Genomic DNA, 20160 nt, shown 5'->3' with positions numbered 1-20160 from the left:
GGGAGTTTGAATATTCTGTGGGAGCGGGCTTGCCCCGCGATGCTGCGAAACTCAGTAATCGTCTTTATCGAACCGTCGCGCTTCACGCTGCAGCTGATAGACAAAGGTTTCGATCTTGCGCTGCATCTGCCCGTTCAGGTTGTGAAAGCGCACACCCGCGAAGGTGGTGTTGACGCGCTCTTCGAAATGCAGATGACGCAGTTCCACCTCGACCTGGGACAAGCCCAGCGGTGCGCCGGAGGCAAATTTTTCGTAGACCTGGCCCAGTTGCAGGCGCTCCTCGACATTGCCTTCAAAGCGCAGCTTGCAGCCCGTGGCCGAGATGTCCAGCAACTTGCCGCGCAATTCACCATTGCCCTTGAGCTTGTCGCCATCGAGCTTGACGTCGACCAGTTGCGACAGCTTCAGTGCGGCACGGAAGGCATTGCGGCGCTGGTGGTAAGCCACTGCAGTCGGCAGTGCACCGCGGTAGCAGCGATGGCCGTCAACTTCGCTGATGCTCAGCGGGGTATTGCACTCCCAAGCGATACGCACACCATCATGAAAGCCCTCTACCCGGAACGGCTCGCCGTTCTCCAGGTAGCGCTCACCGTCACGCGGGACCATTTCATCAAGCGCCAGGCGATTGCTTTCGCGGTCGACCTCGACCACATAGCTCTGGAAGCGCTGGCTGCGTTCGTGGAAGGTGATGATCAGCGGGTCATGGCTCTCTTGCAGCGACCGCAAGTTGGCGGCGATTTCCAAAGGAGTGGTGAGCACCTTTGGTGGCTGCGGAGCTTCTGCTTCATTGAACACGGGTAATCAATCTCCAGGCAAAAACGACACACGCAAGTAACGGCATTTTGCCAGTATGTTCCGTGCCTTGATACAGGGAATCAAGCCTGGCTAAGCGCTCGCGGCTTGGCAAGGGGCGAGGTCGACCCCCGAGCGTCATACAGCGACGGTGATTCGCCGCCCATGAGGATTCTGATCTGATTGGCTGTGGTGCTTTGCTGGAGCTGGATCGAGCGGCCATTGCGCTCGTTGACGGCCTGGCAGTCGGCAAGCAGTTTGCCCAGTACATCCAGTTGTTGCAGCAGCAACTCGCCCAGCGATGACTGGCTGGCCAGTTGTGCGACACCTTCGCGGTCCTGGCTCAGACCAAGGCTGGCAAGCAGTTCACTGCGCCGCCGACCTTGCTGATCAAGAAGGATTACCAGCGATTGCTTGCGCGCCAGAATGTCTTCCAGCAGCGGCATGTCACGGCCGTGCAGGGCGATCGACTCGGTCTGCAGCAATTCAAGCAATTGTTGCGCTGGAGCAAAATCATCTTCGATCAATTGCAGCAAGGTAGTGTCGTGCATGGCTGGCTCTTTGGTTCAAGCGTCCTGAAGTCAGCGCGCCAGGGGCTAGCGCTGAGCTTCGAAATTAAGCAGTTTGCTGGCGACGCGGTTGCTGTCGACCTGGTAGCTGCCGTCGGCGATCGCCTGCTTCAACTCCGCCACCCGGGCGCTGTTGACAATCGGCTGGTCGCGCAGCTTGTCGCTGACCTTTTGCAACTGCTGGGCCTCGTGGCTGAGGTGTACGGCTTCCCCGCTGGCGCTGCCCTGGGCGACGGAATCGGCCTTGGCTGCGGTGTTGCTGGCAGTGCTTTCCTGGCTGTTGCCGGTACGCACGCCGGCAACCGACGGAGAGTTATTCAAACGACTGAAGTCGATGACCATGATCAGAAAACCTCTGGGTATAGGGACGCTTGCCTTGTTTTCGGCCAACCCGAAAGAAACTTTAGGCGCAATTGCAGTGCAGACTGCGCAGCAGGTTCCGGGCACCCAATGGGACACAGTTTAGGAAAAGCGGTTCCTTATCGCCAGAGTTCTTCGTGGTTCTCCCGTTTACATGGATACTTCGACCTGGCCGGGCCCGGTTACCCTGGCCTTGACCACCCGTTTGGAATTGAGATTGCGCACCCGGATCTGTTCGCTCAGACCGCCTTTGCTCAGGGCTTCGCCTGGCATGCGTACACTGAGCGTGCCGCTGCGGGCGGTGATGACCACCTGATCACCCTTGCGGACCACTTCGGCCTGTTCCAGGTGTTGAGGGGTCAGCACCTGATCCATGACCGTCGGTCGGATAACCTTGAGCCCGATCGCCTGTTCCAGATCGCTCAGAAACCCCTGGTTCAGCGTGCCGACATCGCGCTCGCGCAGGCTGACGTCCTGCTCGCCGACAATGCTTTCGCGTTTGAGCGGGCGCACCACAGTGACAACATTGCGAAACAGACGTACCTGGGCGGGCACGAACACCGTCCAAGGTGAGCTGCCGTTACAGCGCACCCTTACGGTTACGCGGCCCAGCGGCTGTGCCGGGCTTTCCAGATTGGCGTCCAGTTGCCGGTCGCACTGCGGCATGCGCAGGCGCGGGTCGAGGGTGTTGACCTGGATTTCGTAGCGGCCTTGGGTCTGGCTGCTGGCCAGGTAGTCTTCAACAGTGAATTCAAGAAACCCCTGGGTGACGCCGATAAGCTGTTCAGGCAAGGTGAAAGCGTCAGCCAGAAGTCGGGTGCCCGGAATCAGCAGGCACAGCGCAGCAAGAAGGCTGGTCAGGTGGCCGGTCAGGCGTCGGAAAAATGTCGTTTTCGTGTTCATACGATTAAAAAAAGCAAAGCGCGTGCCGAGACTGGGTACGAAGTTCGAAGCGTTTGGTGAAGGAGTCTTGCATGGCTGGTGTAATGGATTCAGTGAACCAGCGCACGCAACTGGTGGGGCAGAATCGCCTGGAGCTGTTGTTGTTTCGTCTCAATGGCGAGCAGCTCTACGGGATCAACGTGTTCAAGGTGCGGGAGGTGCTGCAATGTCCACCCCTGACCGTGATGCCCAAGTCCAACCCGGTAGTGCGCGGTGTCGCGAATATTCGTGGGGCAACCATCCCGATCCTCGATCTGGCGATGGCGACCGGTATGCCCGGTCTGAGTGAAGATGTCAGCAAGAGTTTTGTGATCATCACCGAGTACAACACCAAGACTCAGGGCTTTCTGGTGCACTCGGTGGAGCGCATCGTCAACATGAACTGGGAAGAGATCCATCCGCCACCCAAGGGTACCGGGCGTGATCACTACCTGACGGCGGTGACCCGGGTCGACAACAAGATGGTCGAGATCATCGATGTGGAGAAGATCCTCGCCGAAGTTGCGCCGACGTCCGAGTCGATTTCTGCCGGTGTGGTCGATGCCGAGGTGCAGGACAAGGCAGTGCTGCTGCGGGTACTGACGGTCGACGATTCGTCGGTGGCGCGCAAGCAGGTCAGTCGTTGCCTGCAGACGGTCGGGGTCGAAGTGGTGGCGCTCAATGATGGCCGCCAGGCGCTCGAGTATCTGCGCAAGCTGGTGGATGAGGGCAAGCGTCCGGAAGAAGAATTCCTGATGATGATCTCCGATATCGAGATGCCGGAGATGGACGGTTACACCCTGACGGCCGAGATCCGCAGCGACCCGCGCATGCAAAAATTACACATCATCCTGCATACTTCGCTTTCCGGAGTGTTCAACCAGGCGATGGTCAAGAAGGTCGGGGCCGATGATTTCCTGGCCAAGTTCAAGCCGGACGACCTCGCCCAACGCGTCGTCGATCGCATCAAGGCCACGCACTAACGGCCGGGGGCTGTGCCCCTGGCGGTTCACACGATTTAAGAGGCGGCATCTTTGTCTACGGGTAATTTGGATTTCGAACAGTTCCGGGTCTTCCTGGAAAAAGCCTGTGGCATCCTGCTGGGCGAAAATAAGCAGTACCTGGTCTCCAGCCGTCTCAACAAGCTGATGGAGCAGCAGGGCATCAAGTCCCTGACCGAACTGGTACAGCGTATCCAGAGCCAGCCGCGCAGCGGTTTGCGCGAGCAGGTGGTGGATGCCATGACCACCAACGAAACCCTGTGGTTTCGTGACACCTATCCCTTCGAAGTGCTGAAGAACAAGGTATTGCCTGAGCAGATCAAGGCCAATCCCGGGCAGCGCCTGCGTATCTGGTCGGCCGCCTGTTCCTCGGGGCAGGAGCCGTACTCGATCTCGATGGCAATCGATGAGTTCGAGCGCAGCAACATCGGCCAACTGAAGATGGGTGCGCAGATTGTTGCCACTGACCTGTCCGGCGCCATGCTCAATAACTGCAAGACCGGTGAGTACGACAGCCTGGCGATTGCCCGTGGATTGTCCCAGGAACGCCTGCAGCGCTACTTCGATGTCAAGGCGCCCGGGCGCTGGGCGATCAAGGCGCCGATTCGCAGTCGCGTGGAATTTCGCTCGTTCAACTTGCTCGACAGTTACGCAAGCCTGGGCAAGTTCGACATCGTGTTCTGCCGCAACGTGCTGATCTACTTCTCGGCCCAGGTCAAGAAAGACATCCTGTTGCGTATCCACAGCACGCTGAAGCCGGGTGGTTATCTGTTCCTCGGGGCGTCCGAAGCGCTCAATGGCTTGCCGGATCATTACCAGATGGTTCAGTGCAGCCCGGGGATCATCTACCAGGCCAAGTAACAACCCCCCTGTGGGGCTGTGAAAGCAGCCTCTCCGGTGGGAGCGGGCTTGCCCCGCGATAGCGATTTATCTGATAGGTCAGAATCGCGGGGCAAGCCCGCTCCTACCGGGAGAAATTGCCGCTTTGCTGGCGCCGAGCGGAAATCCTTTGCCGCTTTTCTGGCATTGCCGCCAGCGGCAAATCACTCAAAGCCCCGTATTTACGGGGTTTTGTTTTTTGGCATGGCTCTTGCTCTAGCTCAGTCAACGAAAAACCTTCGAAGGTTTCCCTGACATGAGCATCAGCTTCGACAAAGCGCTCGGCATCCACGAAAAGGCATTGGGCTTTCGCGCCCAGCGCGCCGAGGTGCTGGCCAACAACATCGCCAACGCCGACACGCCGAGCTACAAAGCGCGTGACATGGACTTCGCCTCAGTCCTGGCGGCCCAGGCCGAGAAGACCAGCAAGGGTCATTTTGCGCTGGATCGTACCAATACCCGGCACATCGAGGCTGAAGGCCTGAGCGTGGGTGATGAAACCCTGCAGTACCGCACGCCGATGCAGCCGTCGATCGACCAGAACACCGTCGATGCCCAGCTCGAGCAGTCGAGCTACGCGGAAAACGCCGTAGGTTTTCAGGCCAGCTTCACGCTGCTCAACAGTAAATTCAAAGGGCTGGTATCGGCCCTGCGCGGAGAGTAAGTCATGTCCCTCGCCAGTGTTTTCAACATTGCCGGTAGCGGCATGAGTGCGCAGACCACGCGTCTGAACACCGTCGCTTCGAACATTGCCAACGCCGAGACGGTGTCGTCGAGCATCGATCAGACCTATCGCGCCCGTCACCCGGTGTTTGCCACCACCTTCCAGCAAGCCCAGGGCGGTGTCAGCCAGTCGCTGTTCCAGGATCAGGGCGAGGCCGGTCAAGGTGTTCAGGTGCTCGGTGTGGTGGAGGATCAAAGCAACCTTGAGGCGCGCTACGAGCCGAACCATCCGGCGGCGAACAAAGACGGTTATGTCTACTACCCGAACGTCAACGTGGTCGAGGAGATGGCGGACATGATCTCTGCCAGCCGCTCGTTCCAGACCAACGCCGAGCTGATGAACACGGCCAAGACCATGATGCAGAAGGTCCTGACCCTGGGTCAGTGATAAAGGACGAAGCCAATGGCAAGCGTTAACGACACCACCGCCGGTGTAAACCTGAACGACGTGCTCAAGGCGTCGGTCAAGAAGACCTCCGAGACCAACTCCAGTGGCGTTGCTTCGGCAACCAACAGCAAGACCGGCAACCAGACCCTGGGCAAGGATGCGTTCCTGCAGTTGCTGGTTACCCAGATGCGTAACCAGAACCCGCTCGACCCTCAGGACAACAGCGAGTTCGTCGCCCAGCTGGCGCAGTTCAGTAGCCTGGAAGGCATCACTACCCTCAATGAGTCGGTGACTGCGATCTCTGGCAGCTACAAATCGTCCCAGGCGCTGCAGGCGTCGTCGCTGGTCGGTCGCTCGGTGATCGCCCAGACCGACAAGGCCGTGGTCGACACCACCAAGAGCTTCAATGGCTCGGTGGTAGTGCCGCAGTCGCTGAGCAATGCCACCGTCACCATCACCGACAAGGATGGCAAGGTGGTCAAGACCATCGATCTGGGCGAGCAGAAGGCCGGCAATGCCGCCTTCGTCTGGGATGGCACCAATGACGCGGGGGAGAAGGTCGATCCTGGCACCTACACCTTTGCCGCCAAGACCACCATCGATGGCAAGCAGCATGACATGTACACCATGCTGCCGGCCACGGTCAGCAGCGTCACCATCAGTCAGACCGGCGGCGAGATGATGCTCAATCTTGCCGGCCTGGGCAGCATTGCGCTGTCCAAAGTCCAAACCATCGGTATATAGAGCCGGCTAACGCGGCACAAGGAGTGAAAGATGTCATTCAATATCGGCCTTAGCGGTCTCTATGCAGCCAACAAACAACTGGACGTGACCGGCAACAACATTGCCAACGTTGCTACCACCGGCTTCAAATCCTCGCGTGCAGAATTCGCCGACGTCTACTCGGCCAACAAGCTCGGCGTCGGCAGCCAGAGCGTCGGTAACGGCGTGCGTCTGGCCTCGGTCTCGCAGCAGTTCACCAATGGCGATATCACCAACACCGGCAACGTGCTGGACATGGGTATCCAGGGTCAGGGCTTTTTCGTCCTGAGCGACAACGGCTCGCTCAGCTACACCCGTGCCGGTGCCTTCCAGACCAACAAAGACAACTACGTGACCACCGCTGATGGTCTGCGCCTGCGTGGCTACGGTGTGGACGAGAACGGCAAGATCATCAACGGCGTGCTGACCGACCTGAAGATCGACACCTCGGCACTGGCGCCAAAGTCCACTACCTCGATCGATCAGGGCATCAACCTGAACTCGTCGGACAAGGTCATCCCGAGCACCACCACGTTCGATCCAACCGACGACACCACCTGGAACAAGACCTTCGCCACCAAGATCTATGACAGCCAGGGTAACGAGCACGTCATGGATCAGTACTACGTCAAGACCGACACCAATGAGTGGAAGTCCTACACCCTGATTGATGGTCGTAACCCGCTCGATCCTACCCAGGAGCCGCCGCAGCCACTGGAAGGCACCATCACCTTCAATCCTGACGGTAGTGTCGATACCATGACCGCGGGTGCTGCAGGTTCTGGCTACGAAGTGGTGAACAAGGTGTTCAAGCTGACCGGCTGGATTCCTGCCACCGTTACCGATCCGACTGCCAAGCCGCCGGTGTGGGGTTCCAACGGTTCCGAGGCCAGTGCCGGCGGTATCGCCATCGACATGACCGATACCACCTCCTACAACACCCCGACCACGCGTCTGTCGCAGAGCCAGGACGGTTACGCTACCGGTATTCTGTCGAGCCTGAGCATCGACTCCAGTGGTGTGATGTTCGCCAGCTTCAGCAACCAGCAGTCGCGCGCTATCGGTCAGGTTGCCATCGCTTCCTTCGCCAACGAGCAGGGCCTGCAGCCTATGGGCGGTACGCGCTGGACCGAGACTTACTCCTCGGGGATCCCGGGGATCGATGCGCCGAAGACCGGTACTCTGGGCGCTATCGCCTCCAACTCGCTGGAGGCCTCCAACGTCAACCTGACCACTGAGCTGGTCGAGCTGATCAAGGCGCAGAGCAACTACCAGGCGAACGCCAAGACCATCTCTACCCAGAGCACCATCATGCAGACCATCATTCAGATGACCTGATGCTGCTGTGAAGCGCTAGGTGTGGACGGACCCCTTTCTCGGAAGGGGTCTGTCGTTTCAGAGGTATCGATCATGTTGCAACGATTGGCGTTAGCGGTGTTCGCGGTGTTGCTGATGACTCAGGTCAGGGCTGATGCCGCACCTTGGTACCGTTGGGAAAGCCAGGCGGATGGGCGCCTGGTCTGTGCCCAGTTTTCTCCGGGCGATGGCTGGAAGCGCTTCGCCGGTCCCTTCAACAACGCGGCGTGCCGCGACTACTGAGGCTTGCCGCTAGCGGCAAGCTGGCGCCGTAATTTCGACGGCGCTTCTCCCAGCCGCATGCCTGTACGGCGATCAAGTCCTTGTCTGGCGGGGCTTTTGGCCACTTCTGCAAAGTTGGTTTGAAACTTGCTTCAAGCACTGCAAAGCAGCGGCGAGCGGCAAGTGTTCGCCAGCGCAGGGGAGAAATACTGTGGACAAGATGCTGTACGTGGCCATGACCGGTGCCAGCCAGAACGCGCTGGCGCAGAAGGCGCATGCCAACAACCTGGCGAACATTTCCACTACCGGCTTTCAGCGTGACCTGGAACAGGCGCGCTCGATGCCGGTGTTTGGTGACAGCTTTCCGGCGCGCGCCTATGCCATGACCGAGCGCCCGGCGACGGATTTCTCGCCAGGCTCGATGCTGGAAACCGGGCGTGACCTGGACGTGGCTGTTGGTGGTGACGGCTTTATCGCCGTGCAGGCGCCGGATGGCAGCGAAGCCTATGTGCGTACCGCGAGCATGAACATCGATGCCCTGGGCGTGCTGCGTGCTGGCAACGGCATGCCGATCATGGGTAACGGCGGGCCGATTGCCGTGCCGCCAGAGCAGAAGGTCGAAGTCGGTGAAGACGGCACCATCACCATCCGCGCCATGGGTGAGGGGCCGCGGGTAATGGCTGAAGTCGACCGGATCAAGATGGTCAACCCTGACCTCAAGACCATGACCAAAGGCCTGGACGGTTTGATCCATACCAGCAATGGCCAGCCAGCAGTGGCCGATGCCAACGTCAAGCTGGTGTCGGGTTTCCTTGAAAGCAGCAACGTCAACGCCGTCGAGGAAATGACCTCGGTGCTGGCGTTGTCGCGTCAATTCGAACTGCACATCAAGATGATGACCACGGCCAAGGAAGGCGACGAAGCCATGGCTCGGGTTTTGCAAATCGGCTAATTACACAGACGTAGCGCCGTAAAACAGGCGCGCGAGGAGAACAGCATGCTTCCGGCTCTTTGGGTCAGTAAAACCGGTCTGTCCGCCCAGGACATGAACCTGACCACCATTTCCAACAACCTGGCCAACGTCTCGACCACCGGCTTCAAGCGCGATCGTGCCGAGTTCCAGGACCTGCTGTACCAGACCCGTCGCCAGGCCGGCGCCCAGTCGACCCAGGACAGCGAGCTGCCTTCGGGCCTGCAGCTGGGTACCGGTGTGCGCATTGTCGGCACCCAGAAGAGCTTCACCGCCGGTAGCCTGCAGACCACCGAGAACCCGCTGGACATGGCGGTTGATGGTCGCGGTTTCTTCCAGATCCTGCAGCCCGATGGCACCGTCTCCTACACCCGTGACGGTACCTTCCACCTGAACTCCGACGGCCAGATCGTCACCGCCAGCGGTTTCGCCCTAGAGCCGGCGATTGTCGTGCCGCCTGAGGCGCAGACCTTCACCGTCGGCCGTGACGGCACCGTTTCGATCACCACCGCAGGCAACCCGGCGGCGCAGGTGATCGGCAACATCCAGACCGCCGACTTCATCAACCCGGCCGGCCTACAGGCAACCGGTGGCAACCTGTTCCTGGAAACCGCCGCCAGCGGCGCGCCGCAAGTTGGCACTCCAGGCCTGAACGGTTTCGGTGTGGTCCAGCAGCAGACCCTGGAAAACTCCAACGTCAGCACCGTGGAAGAACTGGTCAACATGATCACCACCCAGCGTGCCTACGAGATGAACTCCAAGGTCATTTCCACCGCCGACCAGATGCTCTCGTTCGTTACCCAGAACCTGTAAGTGAAGTCTTCGAGGTCGCTTTAACGGCGCCTGTTACACCGTGAGGTCAGAGTCATGAGTCGTTTGTTTTGCGTACTTGCCCTGAGTGGGATCAGCGTGCTGGCCGGCTGCGTTGCGCCGCCGCCCAAGCCCAATGATCCGTACTACGCGCCGGTATTGCCGCGTACGCCACTGCCGGCAGCGGCCAACAACGGCTCGATCTACCAGGCCGGTTTCGATCAGAACCTGTACAGCGACCGCAAGGCGTTCCGGGTCGGTGACATCATCACCATCACCCTCAACGAGCGGACCCAGGCGAGCAAGAACGCCAACTCGCAGATCGCCAAGAACAGCAAGGCCGATATCGGCCTGACTTCGTTGTTCGGCTCTTCGATGACCACCAACAACCCGTTCAGCGATGGCGATCTGAGCCTGAGCGCCGGGTACAGCGGTGATCGTGCAACCAAAGGCGACAGTAAAGCAGGGCAGGGCAACAGCCTGACCGGCTCGATCACTGTGACCGTTGCCGATGTGCTGCCCAACGGCATCATTGCCGTGCGTGGCGAGAAGTGGCTGACCCTCAACACCGGCGACGAGCTGGTGCGCATCGCCGGCATGATCCGCGCCGACGACATTGCCACCGACAACACCGTGCCTTCGACCCGGGTTGCCGATGCGCGCATCACCTACTCGGGAACCGGTTCGTTTGCCGACGCCAGCCAGCCGGGCTGGCTCGACCGTTTCTTCCTCAGCCCGCTTTGGCCTTTCTAGGTTCGGATGACCATGTTCAACTTCAAGCAGCTGATTACCGCCGCGCTTCTGATGTCCATCGCGTTCGCCGCACAGGCCGAACGCCTGAAAGACATCGCCAGCATTTCCGGCGTGCGTAGCAACCAGCTGATCGGCTACGGCCTGGTGGTGGGGCTCAATGGCACGGGTGACCAGACCACCCAGACGCCGTTCACCCTGCAGACCTTCAACAACATGCTGTCGCAGTTCGGCATCAAGGTGCCGGCAGGTTCGGGTAACGTGCAGCTGAAAAACGTCGCGGCGGTCTCGGTGCATGCCGACCTGCCGGCGTTCGCCAAGCCGGGGCAGGTAGTGGACATCACCGTGTCTTCGATCGGTAACTCCAAGAGCCTGCGCGGCGGCAGCTTGCTGATGACGCCGCTCAAGGGTATCGACGGTAATGTCTATGCGATCGCGCAGGGTAACCTGGTGGTCGGCGGCTTTGACGCCGAAGGCCGTGACGGCTCGAAGATCACCGTCAACGTACCGTCGGCGGGGCGCATTCCCGGCGGTGCTTCGGTAGAGCGTGCCGTGCCCAGCGGATTCAACCAGGGCAACAGCCTGACCCTGAACCTCAATCGTCCGGACTTCACCACCGCCAAGCGCATCGTCGACAAGGTCAACGAACTGCTCGGCCCGGGTGTGGCCCAGGCCCTGGACGGTGGTTCGGTGCGCGTTACCGCGCCGCTCGATCCGAGCCAGCGTGTCGATTACCTGTCGATCCTCGAGAACCTGGAAATCGATCCGGGCCAGGCGGTGGCCAAGGTCATCATCAACTCGCGTACTGGCACCATCGTTATCGGCCAGAACGTCAAAGTGTCGCCTGCGGCGGTCACCCACGGCAGCCTGACCGTGACCATCACCGAAGACCCGATCGTCAGCCAGCCGGGGCCGTTCTCCAATGGCCAGACCGCTGTGGTGCCGCGCTCGCGGGTCAATGCCGAGCAGGAAGCCAAGCCGATGTTCAAGTTCGGCCCGGGCACCACGCTGGATGAAATCGTCCGTGCGGTGAACCAGGTGGGGGCAGCCCCGAGTGACCTGATGGCAATCCTCGAAGCCCTGAAGCAGGCCGGTGCGCTTCAAGCCGACTTGATCGTGATCTGAGGACTGGCCATGGATATGCCGAAAAACCCGATAGCCAACACGGCTGACAGCGGTGCCTACACCGACCTCAATCGACTCAGTTCGTTGAAGGTCGGCGACCGCGACAGCGACGCCAACCTGCGCAAAGTGGCCCAGGAATTCGAATCGCTGTTTCTCAACGAGATGCTCAAGTCGATGCGTTCGGCCAGCGATGTGCTGGCCAAGGACAATCCGCTCAACACCGAAACCACCAAGCAGTACCAGCAGATGTACGACCAGCAGCTGGCGGTGAGTATGTCCCGCGAAGGCGGCGGTATCGGTCTGCAGGAGGTGCTGATGCGTCAGCTGTCCAAGCAGAAAGCTGCGTCGGCGGCGAGCAACAGCAGTCCGTTCCCGCGCTTCGATATCCAGGCGCGGCCACTGGGCGCGACAGCAGTCGGCGTGCCTGAGCGGCCACAGGAAACTGCGGTCACCCGCAACGATGTGGCGGCGCTCAACTCCCGTCGTCTGGCGTTGCCGGGCAAGCTCACCGATCGCTTGCTGGCGGGCCTGGTGCCAGCGGCCGGCGCTGTACCGGCCACCACCAACACGGCGCCGATTCCCGGGCGTTCGACCCTGGCTGGCGACGCCGTGGTCAAGGGTGACTGGCAACCGGCGCAAGCCTTTGCCGCGCCAGGCAACCTGCGCATTTACGGTCGCGCCATGGCCCAGCCGCCGTTGGCGCCGGCCAAGCGCGCTTTCAGTTCTTCGGATGACTTTGTCGCCACCATGCTGCCGATGGCCGAGCAGGCCGCCAAGCGCATCGGTGTCGATCCGCGTTACCTGGTGGCGCAGGCCGCGCTGGAAACCGGTTGGGGCAAGTCGGTCATGCGCCAGGCTGATGGTCGCAGCAGTCATAACCTGTTTGGCATCAAGGCCACCGGCAACTGGCAGGGTGATCAGGCACGGGCGATCACCAGCGAGTTTCGCGATGGTCAGTTCGTCAAGGAGACGGCGGCGTTCCGTTCCTACGATTCCTATCAGGACAGTTTCCATGACCTGGTGAGCCTGTTGCAGAACAACGCTCGCTATAAAGAAGCGGTCAAGGCTGCCGATAAACCGGAACAGTTTGTACGCGAGCTGCAGCGGGCCGGTTATGCAACCGACCCGGATTACGCGAGCAAGATCTCGCAGATCGCCAGGCAAATGAAATCCTACGAAAGCTACGCAGCGATTGGCACCACTACGCAACTATAAGGTTTGAACCATGGCGAGTTTGATCAACATCGGAATGTCGGGGCTCGGCGCTAGTCAGGCAGGCCTGCACACCACGGGTAACAACATTACCAATGCCGATGTCGCTGGTTATTCGCGCCAGCAGAACGTGCAGCGGGCCAACGGTTCGCAGCAGAATGGCAATGTGTTCATCGGCACCGGTACGACCCTGTCCGATGTGCGCCGGGTGTACAACGCCTACCTGGAAAACCAGTTGCGTACCACCACCTCGCTGAACAGCGATGCGGCGGCTTACCTCAATCAGGTCGCGCCGCTCGACAGCATGCTGTCCGATGCCGACACTGGCATTACCGGCGCCTTGAAGAGCTTCTTCACCGCCATGCAGAGCGCGGCGGCCAAGCCCAACGAAGATGCTTCGCGCCAGTTGCTGCTGACCAGTGCGCAATCGCTGAGCAAGCGCTTCAACACCATCGCCAACCAGCTCAACGAGCAGAACAGCAACATCAACGGCAACCTGTCGTCGATGGCCGAGCAGGTCAACAAACTGTCGGCAACCATTGCCCAGTACAACGACCAGATCTCGCAGATGCAGGGCACCCCGAACGACCTGCTCGACCAGCGCAACGAAGCGGTGCGTCAGTTGTCCGAGCTGGTCGGTACCCAGGTGGTCGAACGTGAAGGCAACCTGGATATCTATCTGGAGAACGGCCAGCCGCTGGTGATGGGCAAAACCATCAACACCCTGCAGACCGTGCCGAGCAAGAACGACCCGACCCGGGTCAGCATCCAGCTCAACCGTGGCACCACGGTGATGGACGTCACTTCCAGCCTCAACGGCGGCGAGATCGGTGGCCTGCTGCGTTATCGCAGTGAAGTGCTCGACCCGTCGCTCAATGAACTGGGGCGCGTGGCGCTGGTCATGGCTGACCAGATCAACCGTCAGCTGGCCCAGGGTATCGACAAGAACGGCGAGTTCGGTGCCGCGCTGTTCAACAACATCAACAGCCCTGAACTGATCAGCCAGCGCAGCATTGCCAAAGCCGGCAACACCGGCAACGGCATGCTCGATGTGGTCATCAAGGACACCGGCAAGCTGAGCACCAGCGACTACCAGGTGACCTTCACCAGCGCTACCGGCTACAGCGTCAAGAAGCTGCCGGAAGGTACCGACATGGGCACCTTCGACATTACCGACGACCCGGCGCCGGTGATTGATGGTTTCACCCTCAAGCTCAATAGCGGCGGCATGAGCGCCGGTGACAGCTTCAAGATCACCCCGACCCGCAATGCCGCGAGCAACCTCGACACCGTCCTCACCGATCCCAAGCGCCTGGCGCTGGCCTCGCCATTGACCGCTACCAGCGGCTCGGGCAACAAGGGTACCGGCATCATCGGTCAGCCCAATCTGACCTCGTCGCTGGACATCTACGATCCTGCCCAGCGCCTGGATCTGCAGAACGGCCTGAAGTATTCGACGCCGGTCAAGCTGGTGTTCGGTGATGACAAAACCACGCCGCAGACCTACAAGCTGCTCGACGCCAAGGGTGACCCGCTGGGCTCCGGCACCATCATTCCAGGCCAGGCCAACAAGCTGCAGTTCTCGGTGCCGATGGTCGACTCCACCGGAGCGCCGATCAACGATGCCAACGGTGTCCAGAAGACCTTCACCTTCGAGATGGAAGTGTCCGGAGCGCCCAAGGAAGGTGACAACTACACCGTATCGCTGACCGGTCCTGGCTCGGACAACAACCGTAACGGCCAGGCGGTGATCGACCTGCAAACCAAGGGTACGGTTGAAGTCGGTGCCAACGGCAAGGGCATCAGTCTCACCGACGCCTACGGCAAACTGGTGGAGAACGTCGGCGGCAAGACTGCCCAGGCACAGATGGACGTGGATTCGACCACGGCCCTGCACACCTCGGCCAAGGCTTCGCGCGATTCGCTGTCGGGCGTCCAGCTCGATGAAGAAGCCGGCAACCTGATCAAGTACCAGCAGTACTACACGGCCTCGTCGCAGATCATCAAAGCGGCGCAGGAAATCTTCTCCACGCTGATCAACGCCCTTTAAGGAGTGGTAGACCGTGCGTATTTCTACTTCCCAGTTCTACCAGACCAGTGCTTCGAACTACTCGAACAACTTCTCCAATCTGGTCAAGACCGGTCAGCAGGCCAGTGACAACATTCGTGTGCGCACGGCTGCCGATGATCCGGTAGGGGCAGCGCGCTTGCTGCAACTGCAGCAGCAGAGCAATCTGCTCGATCAGTACAATGGCAACATCACCAGTGTGCGCAACAGCCTGGCGACCTCCGAGTCGACCCTGACCTCCATCACCAACGTGTTGGCGCGGGTCAAGGAGCTGGCGATCAGTTCCGGTAGCGGTGGTTTCACCGATGCCGATCGCAAGGCCAACGCCCAAGAGTTGAGTCAGCTCGAAGAGCAGCTCTACAGCCTGATGAACAGCCGTGACGAGAACGGCAAGTACATTTTCTCCGGCTCGCGTGGCGACACCCCGCCCTACGTGCGCAACGCTGACGGTACTTACAGCTACCAAGGCGATCAAAGCACCCTGAGCCTGCAGGTCGGCGACATGCTCAGCATGGCCACCAACGACAGCGGTTACAGCGTCTTCGAGCAAGCACTCAATACCAGCCGCAGCCAGACCTCGCTCACCGCGCCAACCCCGGACGATGGTCGTGTGCGCCTTTCCGATGGCCAGCTCACCGGCAGTACGGTGTACAACGACCGTTTCCGCAGCGGCGAACCCTATACCATCACGTTCACCAGCAGCACCCAATTCAAGATCACCGATGCCAATAACAACGATGTCACGCTGGAGGCAACGGGGGGCGGTACCCTCGATCCGAATGCCCCGGCTGGCAGTATCGGTTTCCGTGGTGTCGACATGCGCCTGGACATCAACCTCCAGCCCGGCGACAGCGCCGACCCGGACGCAGCCATCGCTGGCCATACCTTCAACCTGGCTTCCAAGCCTGACTCGATCAGTGGCTCGCGCAGCCCGGGCAACCCGTCGTCATCGCAAATGACCGGCGCCAACATCGTCGATCCTGCTGCTTACCACGATGCCTTTCCGGGTAGTGGCGCGATCATCAAGTTCACCAGCGATACCGCCTATGAAGTCTATGCCCAGCCTATGGGGCCGGATGCCCGCCCCGTTGCCACCGGCAGCTTGACGGGTAGCAAAGCCACCATTGCCGGTGTCGAATTTGACTTCACCGCTGCGCCAAATGAGCCAAAGAGCGGCGATCAGTTTTCGGTCAAGGTCGACACCCACCAGACTCAAAACATCCTCGATACCATCTCGCAGTTCCGCAAGGCGCTGGAGATGCCGGTGGATAACGATCTTGCCTCGAAGCAGAAGTACCAGGCAGCGTTGGACTCGGCGATCGGTAACCTGGAAAGTGGTGCCAACAAGGTTTCCGAAGCCATCAGCTCGATCGGTGCCCGAGGCGCAGCGCTGGATGTGCAGGCAGACACAAACGAAAGTCTGAAAATGGCCAATACCCAGACCCAGGGCTCAATCCGCGATGCAGATCCTGCCGAGGTGCTGATGCGTTTGAACCTGCAGCAGACGATGTTGCAAGCCTCGCAGCTGGCGTTCTCCAAGATCTCTTCGCTGAGCCTGTTCAACCGGCTCTGAACCCTTCCTTCGCGTTAATGGTTCGTGCGCCTGCTTTACCCAGTAGGGTGGGCGCATAGATCTTCTTCAAGGTTTCCCTCGGTGAACGAACAGCCCCTTGTCAGCATCGCCATCCCAGCTTTCAATGCCGAATTTTTCCGCAGCACGTTAGCCAGCGCGATTGCCCAGGACTACCCGAATCTGGAGATCGTTGTTTGCGACGACAGCCCGGGTGCAGAGATCGAGGCGATCTGCGAGGAGTTGCGCAAGGACTCAGCGGTGCCCGTGCACTATGTGCGCAACCCCGAACGTCTGGGCTTTGCCCGTAACCTCCAGGCCTGTCTGATGAACGCGTCCGGGGAACTGATCAAGTTCCTCTGCGACGACGATATCCTGTTCAGCAGTTGCATCAGCCAGCAAGCCAGGGTCATGAGCGACTGGGCGCAGGTCAGCATGGTCACCAGCCTGCGCTTGCTATGTGCCGCCGACGACGTTTTGCTGCCTTCGCGTGCGCTCAACTTCATCTTGTCGACGCAGAGTGCTGTGTTCAATGGCACCGATCTGCTGGAGAGCATTGCCGACAATGCGGTCAACCTGTTTGGCGGGATCAGCCACGCCCTGTTTCGGCGGGCGCAAGTGGCGGACTACCTGGCAACCCTGGTTCAGGAAGGGCAGGGTTTTGTCGCGCGCCTGGACATGGCCTTGTACGCCTGTCTGCTGCGCCGTGGTCAGTTGTGCAGCCTCAATCAGGTACTGAGCCTGGAGCGTGTTTACCCCGGCCGGCTGAGTCACCAGAGCGCCATGACCGAAGCGTTCAAAGTCGAGACCGAGTGGCTGCTGCAGATGCTGGAGGCGCGTACCGGTGAGGCCGCTCCGGCCAACGGTTGGGTGCGTTATCTACCGTTGTCGACCTACAACGGCAGTGCGCAACAGGTCTGGAAGGAGCTTGATCTGCGGCTCAGTTTTTCTGCGCAGATGGCCAATTTCAATCAGCAGGTTGGCAGCAATAGTCTCAGTTTTTCCGAGCTCTACGCTGAATGGCTAGAGTGCCGTACGCTGTCGGCGGGACAACTGCGTCTGCTGCCCAAACGTATCGAGCAGTGGGCAAGCCAGCCACGGATTGTTCCGGTGATTATCTGCGACGACGATGAAGCCGCGTTGCGCGTAACCCTCGACAGCCTGGCAATACAGTCCTATGCCGCCCAGCGCATTGTTGTCCTCGGCCCGGCATCGCTCCTGGGGGAGGTCAATACAGAGGTGCAGTACCTGGTCCGCTCGGGTACCGGTTTTGTCCAGCTCAACCAGTGGCTGGACAATGACCACCAGGCTGACTGGTTCTTTCTTCTGCGTGCTGGCGACCGTCTGCATGCGCACGCCCTGGTGATCATGGCCGAGCGTATGGCGCTGCGTACTGACAGCCTGTGCCTGTACACCGATGAAGGCGCCAATGACAACCTTGCGCCTTCGCAGCCGATTTTCAAACCGGACTTCAACCTCGACCTGATGCGTAGCCTGCCCTATGTCGGCCGCATGTTGGCCTTCAAAGGCAATGCGGTGCGTGCGCTGGGCGGCTTCGATGATGGCTTCGACAGCCTGGCTGCACATGACCTGCTCTGGCGCATGGTCGAGGCCCATGGCCTACAAGTGGTGGAGCACATCGCCGAAGTGCTGGTGCAGAGTCAATGCAGTTTTGCCGATTGGTTGAGCGAGCCGAGCGGTCATGCCCAGGCATCACGTGTGGTGCAGGCGCACTTGCAACGCTTGGGGGTAAGCGCGCAAGTGACCGGCATCGACGGCAGCATGATGAGCCGGGTGACCTACCAGCATGAGTGGGCGGCGAGTGTGTCGATACTGATCTATGCCGGGGCAGACCTGTCGGCGTTGATCCGTTGTGTCGAATCGCTGCTTGAGCATACTGCGTATGGCAACTTTGAAGTGCTGTTGGTCGTTGATGATGACGCGCCCGCCGAGATTCGTGAGTGGTTGGCTGCGATGGCCGGGCTGGGCAGTGAGCAACTGCGCGTTATTGCGGTTGCAGCCCAGGGCCAGGCCGCGAGCCTGAACCAGGCCAGCCTCGAGGCCCGTGGCGATTACCTGCTATTGCTCGATTGCGGTTGTCTGCTGTTCGACAGCCAGTGGCTTCACGAGTTGATGCATCAGGCCCAGCGCCCGGAAGTCGGTCTGGTTGGCCCGAAGTTGCTCGACAGCAAGGGTGAGGTGGTTTCGGCTGGTTTGGCGTTGGGCCTGGGAGGCGCTGCTTGTAGTTCATTCCTCGGCTGCGCGGCGAGTACAGGCGGTTACATGAGCCGACTGAGCCTGGTGCAGAACTGGAGCGCGCTGAGCCTCGACTGCCTATTGGTCCGCAGTGAGCTGTTCAAAGAGCTGCAGGGGCTGGATACCGCCACCTTGCAGAGTGCCTTGTTCGATGCCGATCTGTGTCTGCGGGCGCACGAGCTGGGCTACCTGGTGGTCTGGACACCGTTCTCGAGAGTTGCCAGGCAGCCCATTGCCGACAATGGGTTGACGGTGAACGGCGAAGCGGACCAGGCGGCGTTTCTTCAACGCTGGCTGGCCCGAGTCGCCCTGGACCCTGCCTACAATCGCAATCTCAGCCTGAAGCTGGCGAATTTCAATTTTGAACCGGGTCTGCGCAGCGGTTGGGATCCATTTATCGCACGGGCCATGCCATCGGTGCTGGGGTTGCCGGGCAACACCACGGCAGTAGGGCATTACCGGGTTATCCAGCCCTTCACCGAGCTGGAACTGGGTGGCTGGATTCAAGGTCGGCTCGATTACACCTCTCCAGGCCTGATCGAGCTGGAACGGGAAAAGCCCGATGTGGTGATCCTGCAGTGTCGTTACGGCTGGGGGAGCGTCGAGGACATTGCCCAGTACAAGCGCTTTTCCAACGCGCGACGGATTTATGAGCTCGACGACTACGTCATCGAGCCGCCGAAGAAGAACGACCATGCGCGCAATATGCCGAGCAATATGCGCGAACTGGTCGGTCAGGCCATTGCTTTGTGTGACCGCGTAGTGGTTTCCACCGAGCCGTTGGCCGATGCCTTGTCGAGCATGCACAGCGATATCCGTGTGGTGCCCAATATGCTCGCCGCCGAGCTGTGGACCGGCCTTTTCAGCCAGCGCCAGAGCAGCGCGCGGCCACGGGTGGGCTGGGCCGGTGGTACTAGCCACCGGGGTGACCTGGAACTGTTGCTGGATGTGGTCAAGACGCTGGCGGATGAGGTCGACTGGGTGTTCTTTGGTATGTGCCCGGACGTGTTGCGCCCCTATGTGAAGGAGTTCCATCCGGGCATTTCTTTTGCTCAGTATCCTCGCAAACTGGCCAGCCTCAACCTCGACCTGGCCCTGGCACCGCTCGAACAGAACCTGTTCAACGACTGCAAGAGCAACCTGAGGTTGTTGGAGTACGGCGCCTGCGGCTTCCCGGTGATCTGTACCGACACCAAGGCCTATGCCGGCTATCTGCCCTGCACGCGAGTACGCGAGAACACCACCGAGCAGTGGCTGGAGGCAATTCGCATGCATCTTGGCGACCCGCTGGCGAGTTACCGCCAGGGTGATGCCCTGCGCGAGGCCGTGTTGCGCGACTTTGTGCTCAATGAACACCATCTGCAGCATTGGGCGAACGCCTGGCTGGCTGACTGAACCTTGGCGCCCGGCGCGGCCGGATGCTGAA

The 20160-nt window shown here is 60.2% G+C and carries 19 protein-coding genes; 15 read left to right on the top strand and 4 right to left on the bottom strand.

Going from position 1 to position 20160, the window contains the following annotated elements; translation table 11 throughout:
- Nucleotides 1-51: 51 nt before the first annotated feature.
- The 4 genes from PSAKL28_RS19045 to flgA form a co-directional block, all read right to left on the bottom strand.
- Nucleotides 52-795 (bottom strand): flagellar brake protein, encoded by a 744-nt coding sequence (locus PSAKL28_RS19045; protein ID WP_038613425.1) that lies wholly within the window; start codon nucleotides 793-795, stop codon nucleotides 52-54.
- Nucleotides 796-875: 80 nt separating this feature from the next.
- Nucleotides 876-1343, bottom strand: a complete 468-nt coding sequence (locus tag PSAKL28_RS19040) for a flagella synthesis protein FlgN (protein WP_038613423.1) — start codon at nucleotides 1341-1343, stop codon at nucleotides 876-878.
- A gap of 45 nt (nucleotides 1344-1388) precedes the next feature.
- Nucleotides 1389-1703 carry a flagellar biosynthesis anti-sigma factor FlgM gene (gene flgM / locus PSAKL28_RS19035; RefSeq protein WP_038613421.1) on the bottom strand — a complete coding sequence of 105 codons (315 nt, stop codon included), beginning with the start codon at nucleotides 1701-1703 and terminating at the stop codon, nucleotides 1389-1391.
- A gap of 168 nt (nucleotides 1704-1871) precedes the next feature.
- Nucleotides 1872-2624, bottom strand: a complete 753-nt coding sequence (flgA, locus tag PSAKL28_RS19030) for a flagellar basal body P-ring formation chaperone FlgA (RefSeq protein WP_038613419.1) — start codon at nucleotides 2622-2624, stop codon at nucleotides 1872-1874.
- A gap of 71 nt (nucleotides 2625-2695) precedes the next feature.
- On the opposite strand from flgA, the gene PSAKL28_RS19025 reads away from it, so the two are divergent.
- The 15 genes from PSAKL28_RS19025 to PSAKL28_RS18955 all read left to right on the top strand — a co-directional run bounded on the left by PSAKL28_RS19025 (nucleotide 2696) and on the right by PSAKL28_RS18955 (nucleotide 20129).
- Nucleotides 2696-3625: a chemotaxis protein CheV gene (locus tag PSAKL28_RS19025; RefSeq protein WP_038613417.1), complete on the top strand. Its 930-nt coding sequence runs from the start codon at nucleotides 2696-2698 to the stop codon at nucleotides 3623-3625.
- Between the two features lie 51 nt (nucleotides 3626-3676).
- Nucleotides 3677-4504 (top strand): protein-glutamate O-methyltransferase CheR, encoded by an 828-nt coding sequence (gene cheR, locus PSAKL28_RS19020; protein ID WP_038613415.1) that lies wholly within the window; start codon nucleotides 3677-3679, stop codon nucleotides 4502-4504.
- A gap of 274 nt (nucleotides 4505-4778) precedes the next feature.
- Nucleotides 4779-5186: a flagellar basal body rod protein FlgB gene (flgB, locus tag PSAKL28_RS19015; RefSeq protein ID WP_038613413.1), complete on the top strand. Its 408-nt coding sequence runs from the start codon at nucleotides 4779-4781 to the stop codon at nucleotides 5184-5186.
- A gap of 3 nt (nucleotides 5187-5189) precedes the next feature.
- Nucleotides 5190-5633, top strand: a complete 444-nt coding sequence (gene flgC / locus PSAKL28_RS19010) for a flagellar basal body rod protein FlgC (protein ID WP_028945514.1) — start codon at nucleotides 5190-5192, stop codon at nucleotides 5631-5633.
- Between the two features lie 15 nt (nucleotides 5634-5648).
- Nucleotides 5649-6377, top strand: coding sequence for a flagellar hook assembly protein FlgD (flgD, locus tag PSAKL28_RS19005; RefSeq protein ID WP_038613411.1), 729 nt, complete (start codon nucleotides 5649-5651; stop codon nucleotides 6375-6377).
- Between the two features lie 30 nt (nucleotides 6378-6407).
- Entirely contained in the window at nucleotides 6408-7733 is a 1326-nt protein-coding gene (gene flgE, locus PSAKL28_RS19000) for a flagellar hook protein FlgE (RefSeq protein WP_038613409.1), read from the top strand.
- Between the two features lie 72 nt (nucleotides 7734-7805).
- The gene (locus PSAKL28_RS18995) at nucleotides 7806-7994 is read left to right on the top strand and encodes a hypothetical protein (RefSeq protein ID WP_096335684.1); all 189 of its coding nucleotides are present in this window, start codon (nucleotides 7806-7808) and stop codon (nucleotides 7992-7994) included.
- Nucleotides 7995-8184: 190 nt separating this feature from the next.
- Complete coding sequence (locus PSAKL28_RS18990) at nucleotides 8185-8925, top strand: flagellar basal body rod protein FlgF (RefSeq protein WP_038613407.1); 741 nt, start codon at nucleotides 8185-8187, stop codon at nucleotides 8923-8925.
- A 45-nt stretch (nucleotides 8926-8970) separates the two neighbouring features.
- The gene (gene flgG / locus PSAKL28_RS18985) at nucleotides 8971-9756 is read left to right on the top strand and encodes a flagellar basal-body rod protein FlgG (RefSeq protein ID WP_038613405.1); all 786 of its coding nucleotides are present in this window, start codon (nucleotides 8971-8973) and stop codon (nucleotides 9754-9756) included.
- A gap of 54 nt (nucleotides 9757-9810) precedes the next feature.
- Entirely contained in the window at nucleotides 9811-10506 is a 696-nt protein-coding gene (flgH, locus tag PSAKL28_RS18980; protein WP_038613403.1) for a flagellar basal body L-ring protein FlgH, read from the top strand.
- 12 nt (nucleotides 10507-10518) lie between these two features.
- Nucleotides 10519-11628 carry a flagellar basal body P-ring protein FlgI gene (locus PSAKL28_RS18975; protein ID WP_038613401.1) on the top strand — a complete coding sequence of 370 codons (1110 nt, stop codon included), beginning with the start codon at nucleotides 10519-10521 and terminating at the stop codon, nucleotides 11626-11628.
- A 9-nt stretch (nucleotides 11629-11637) separates the two neighbouring features.
- Complete coding sequence (gene flgJ / locus PSAKL28_RS18970; RefSeq protein WP_038613399.1) at nucleotides 11638-12843, top strand: flagellar assembly peptidoglycan hydrolase FlgJ; 1206 nt, start codon at nucleotides 11638-11640, stop codon at nucleotides 12841-12843.
- A gap of 10 nt (nucleotides 12844-12853) precedes the next feature.
- The gene (gene flgK / locus PSAKL28_RS18965; protein ID WP_038613397.1) at nucleotides 12854-14890 is read left to right on the top strand and encodes a flagellar hook-associated protein FlgK; all 2037 of its coding nucleotides are present in this window, start codon (nucleotides 12854-12856) and stop codon (nucleotides 14888-14890) included.
- 13 nt (nucleotides 14891-14903) lie between these two features.
- Nucleotides 14904-16481 carry a flagellar hook-associated protein 3 gene (locus PSAKL28_RS18960; protein WP_038613395.1) on the top strand — a complete coding sequence of 526 codons (1578 nt, stop codon included), beginning with the start codon at nucleotides 14904-14906 and terminating at the stop codon, nucleotides 16479-16481.
- 81 nt (nucleotides 16482-16562) lie between these two features.
- Complete coding sequence (locus PSAKL28_RS18955; protein WP_038613393.1) at nucleotides 16563-20129, top strand: glycosyltransferase; 3567 nt, start codon at nucleotides 16563-16565, stop codon at nucleotides 20127-20129.
- Nucleotides 20130-20160: the final 31 nt, after the last annotated feature.

The organism is Pseudomonas alkylphenolica (genome assembly GCF_000746525.1).
In the GTDB taxonomy this organism is placed as follows: Bacteria; Pseudomonadota; Gammaproteobacteria; order Pseudomonadales; family Pseudomonadaceae; genus Aquipseudomonas; species Aquipseudomonas alkylphenolica.
Note: the sequence above shows the minus strand (reverse complement) of the source record. Positions and strands in the feature narration are given on the sequence as shown.

Bases quoted from the DNA above. Each gene is read 5' to 3' on its own strand.
- flgM (WP_038613421.1), bottom strand. From the start codon at position 1,703: ATGGTCATCGACTTCAGTCGTTTGAATAACTCTCCGTCGGTTGCCGGC.
- PSAKL28_RS18995 (WP_096335684.1), top strand. From the start codon at position 7,806: ATGTTGCAACGATTGGCGTTAGCGGTGTTCGCGGTGTTGCTGATGACT.
- flgH (WP_038613403.1), top strand. From the start codon at position 9,811: ATGAGTCGTTTGTTTTGCGTACTTGCCCTGAGTGGGATCAGCGTGCTG.
- flgE (WP_038613409.1), top strand. From the start codon at position 6,408: ATGTCATTCAATATCGGCCTTAGCGGTCTCTATGCAGCCAACAAACAA.
- PSAKL28_RS19025 (WP_038613417.1), top strand. From the start codon at position 2,696: ATGGCTGGTGTAATGGATTCAGTGAACCAGCGCACGCAACTGGTGGGG.
- PSAKL28_RS18975 (WP_038613401.1), top strand. From the start codon at position 10,519: ATGTTCAACTTCAAGCAGCTGATTACCGCCGCGCTTCTGATGTCCATC.
- PSAKL28_RS19040 (WP_038613423.1), bottom strand. From the start codon at position 1,343: ATGCACGACACTACCTTGCTGCAATTGATCGAAGATGATTTTGCTCCA.
- flgK (WP_038613397.1), top strand. From the start codon at position 12,854: ATGGCGAGTTTGATCAACATCGGAATGTCGGGGCTCGGCGCTAGTCAG.
- flgA (WP_038613419.1), bottom strand. From the start codon at position 2,624: ATGAACACGAAAACGACATTTTTCCGACGCCTGACCGGCCACCTGACC.
- flgB (WP_038613413.1), top strand. From the start codon at position 4,779: ATGAGCATCAGCTTCGACAAAGCGCTCGGCATCCACGAAAAGGCATTG.
- flgD (WP_038613411.1), top strand. From the start codon at position 5,649: ATGGCAAGCGTTAACGACACCACCGCCGGTGTAAACCTGAACGACGTG.
- flgC (WP_028945514.1), top strand. From the start codon at position 5,190: ATGTCCCTCGCCAGTGTTTTCAACATTGCCGGTAGCGGCATGAGTGCG.
- flgJ (WP_038613399.1), top strand. From the start codon at position 11,638: ATGGATATGCCGAAAAACCCGATAGCCAACACGGCTGACAGCGGTGCC.
- flgG (WP_038613405.1), top strand. From the start codon at position 8,971: ATGCTTCCGGCTCTTTGGGTCAGTAAAACCGGTCTGTCCGCCCAGGAC.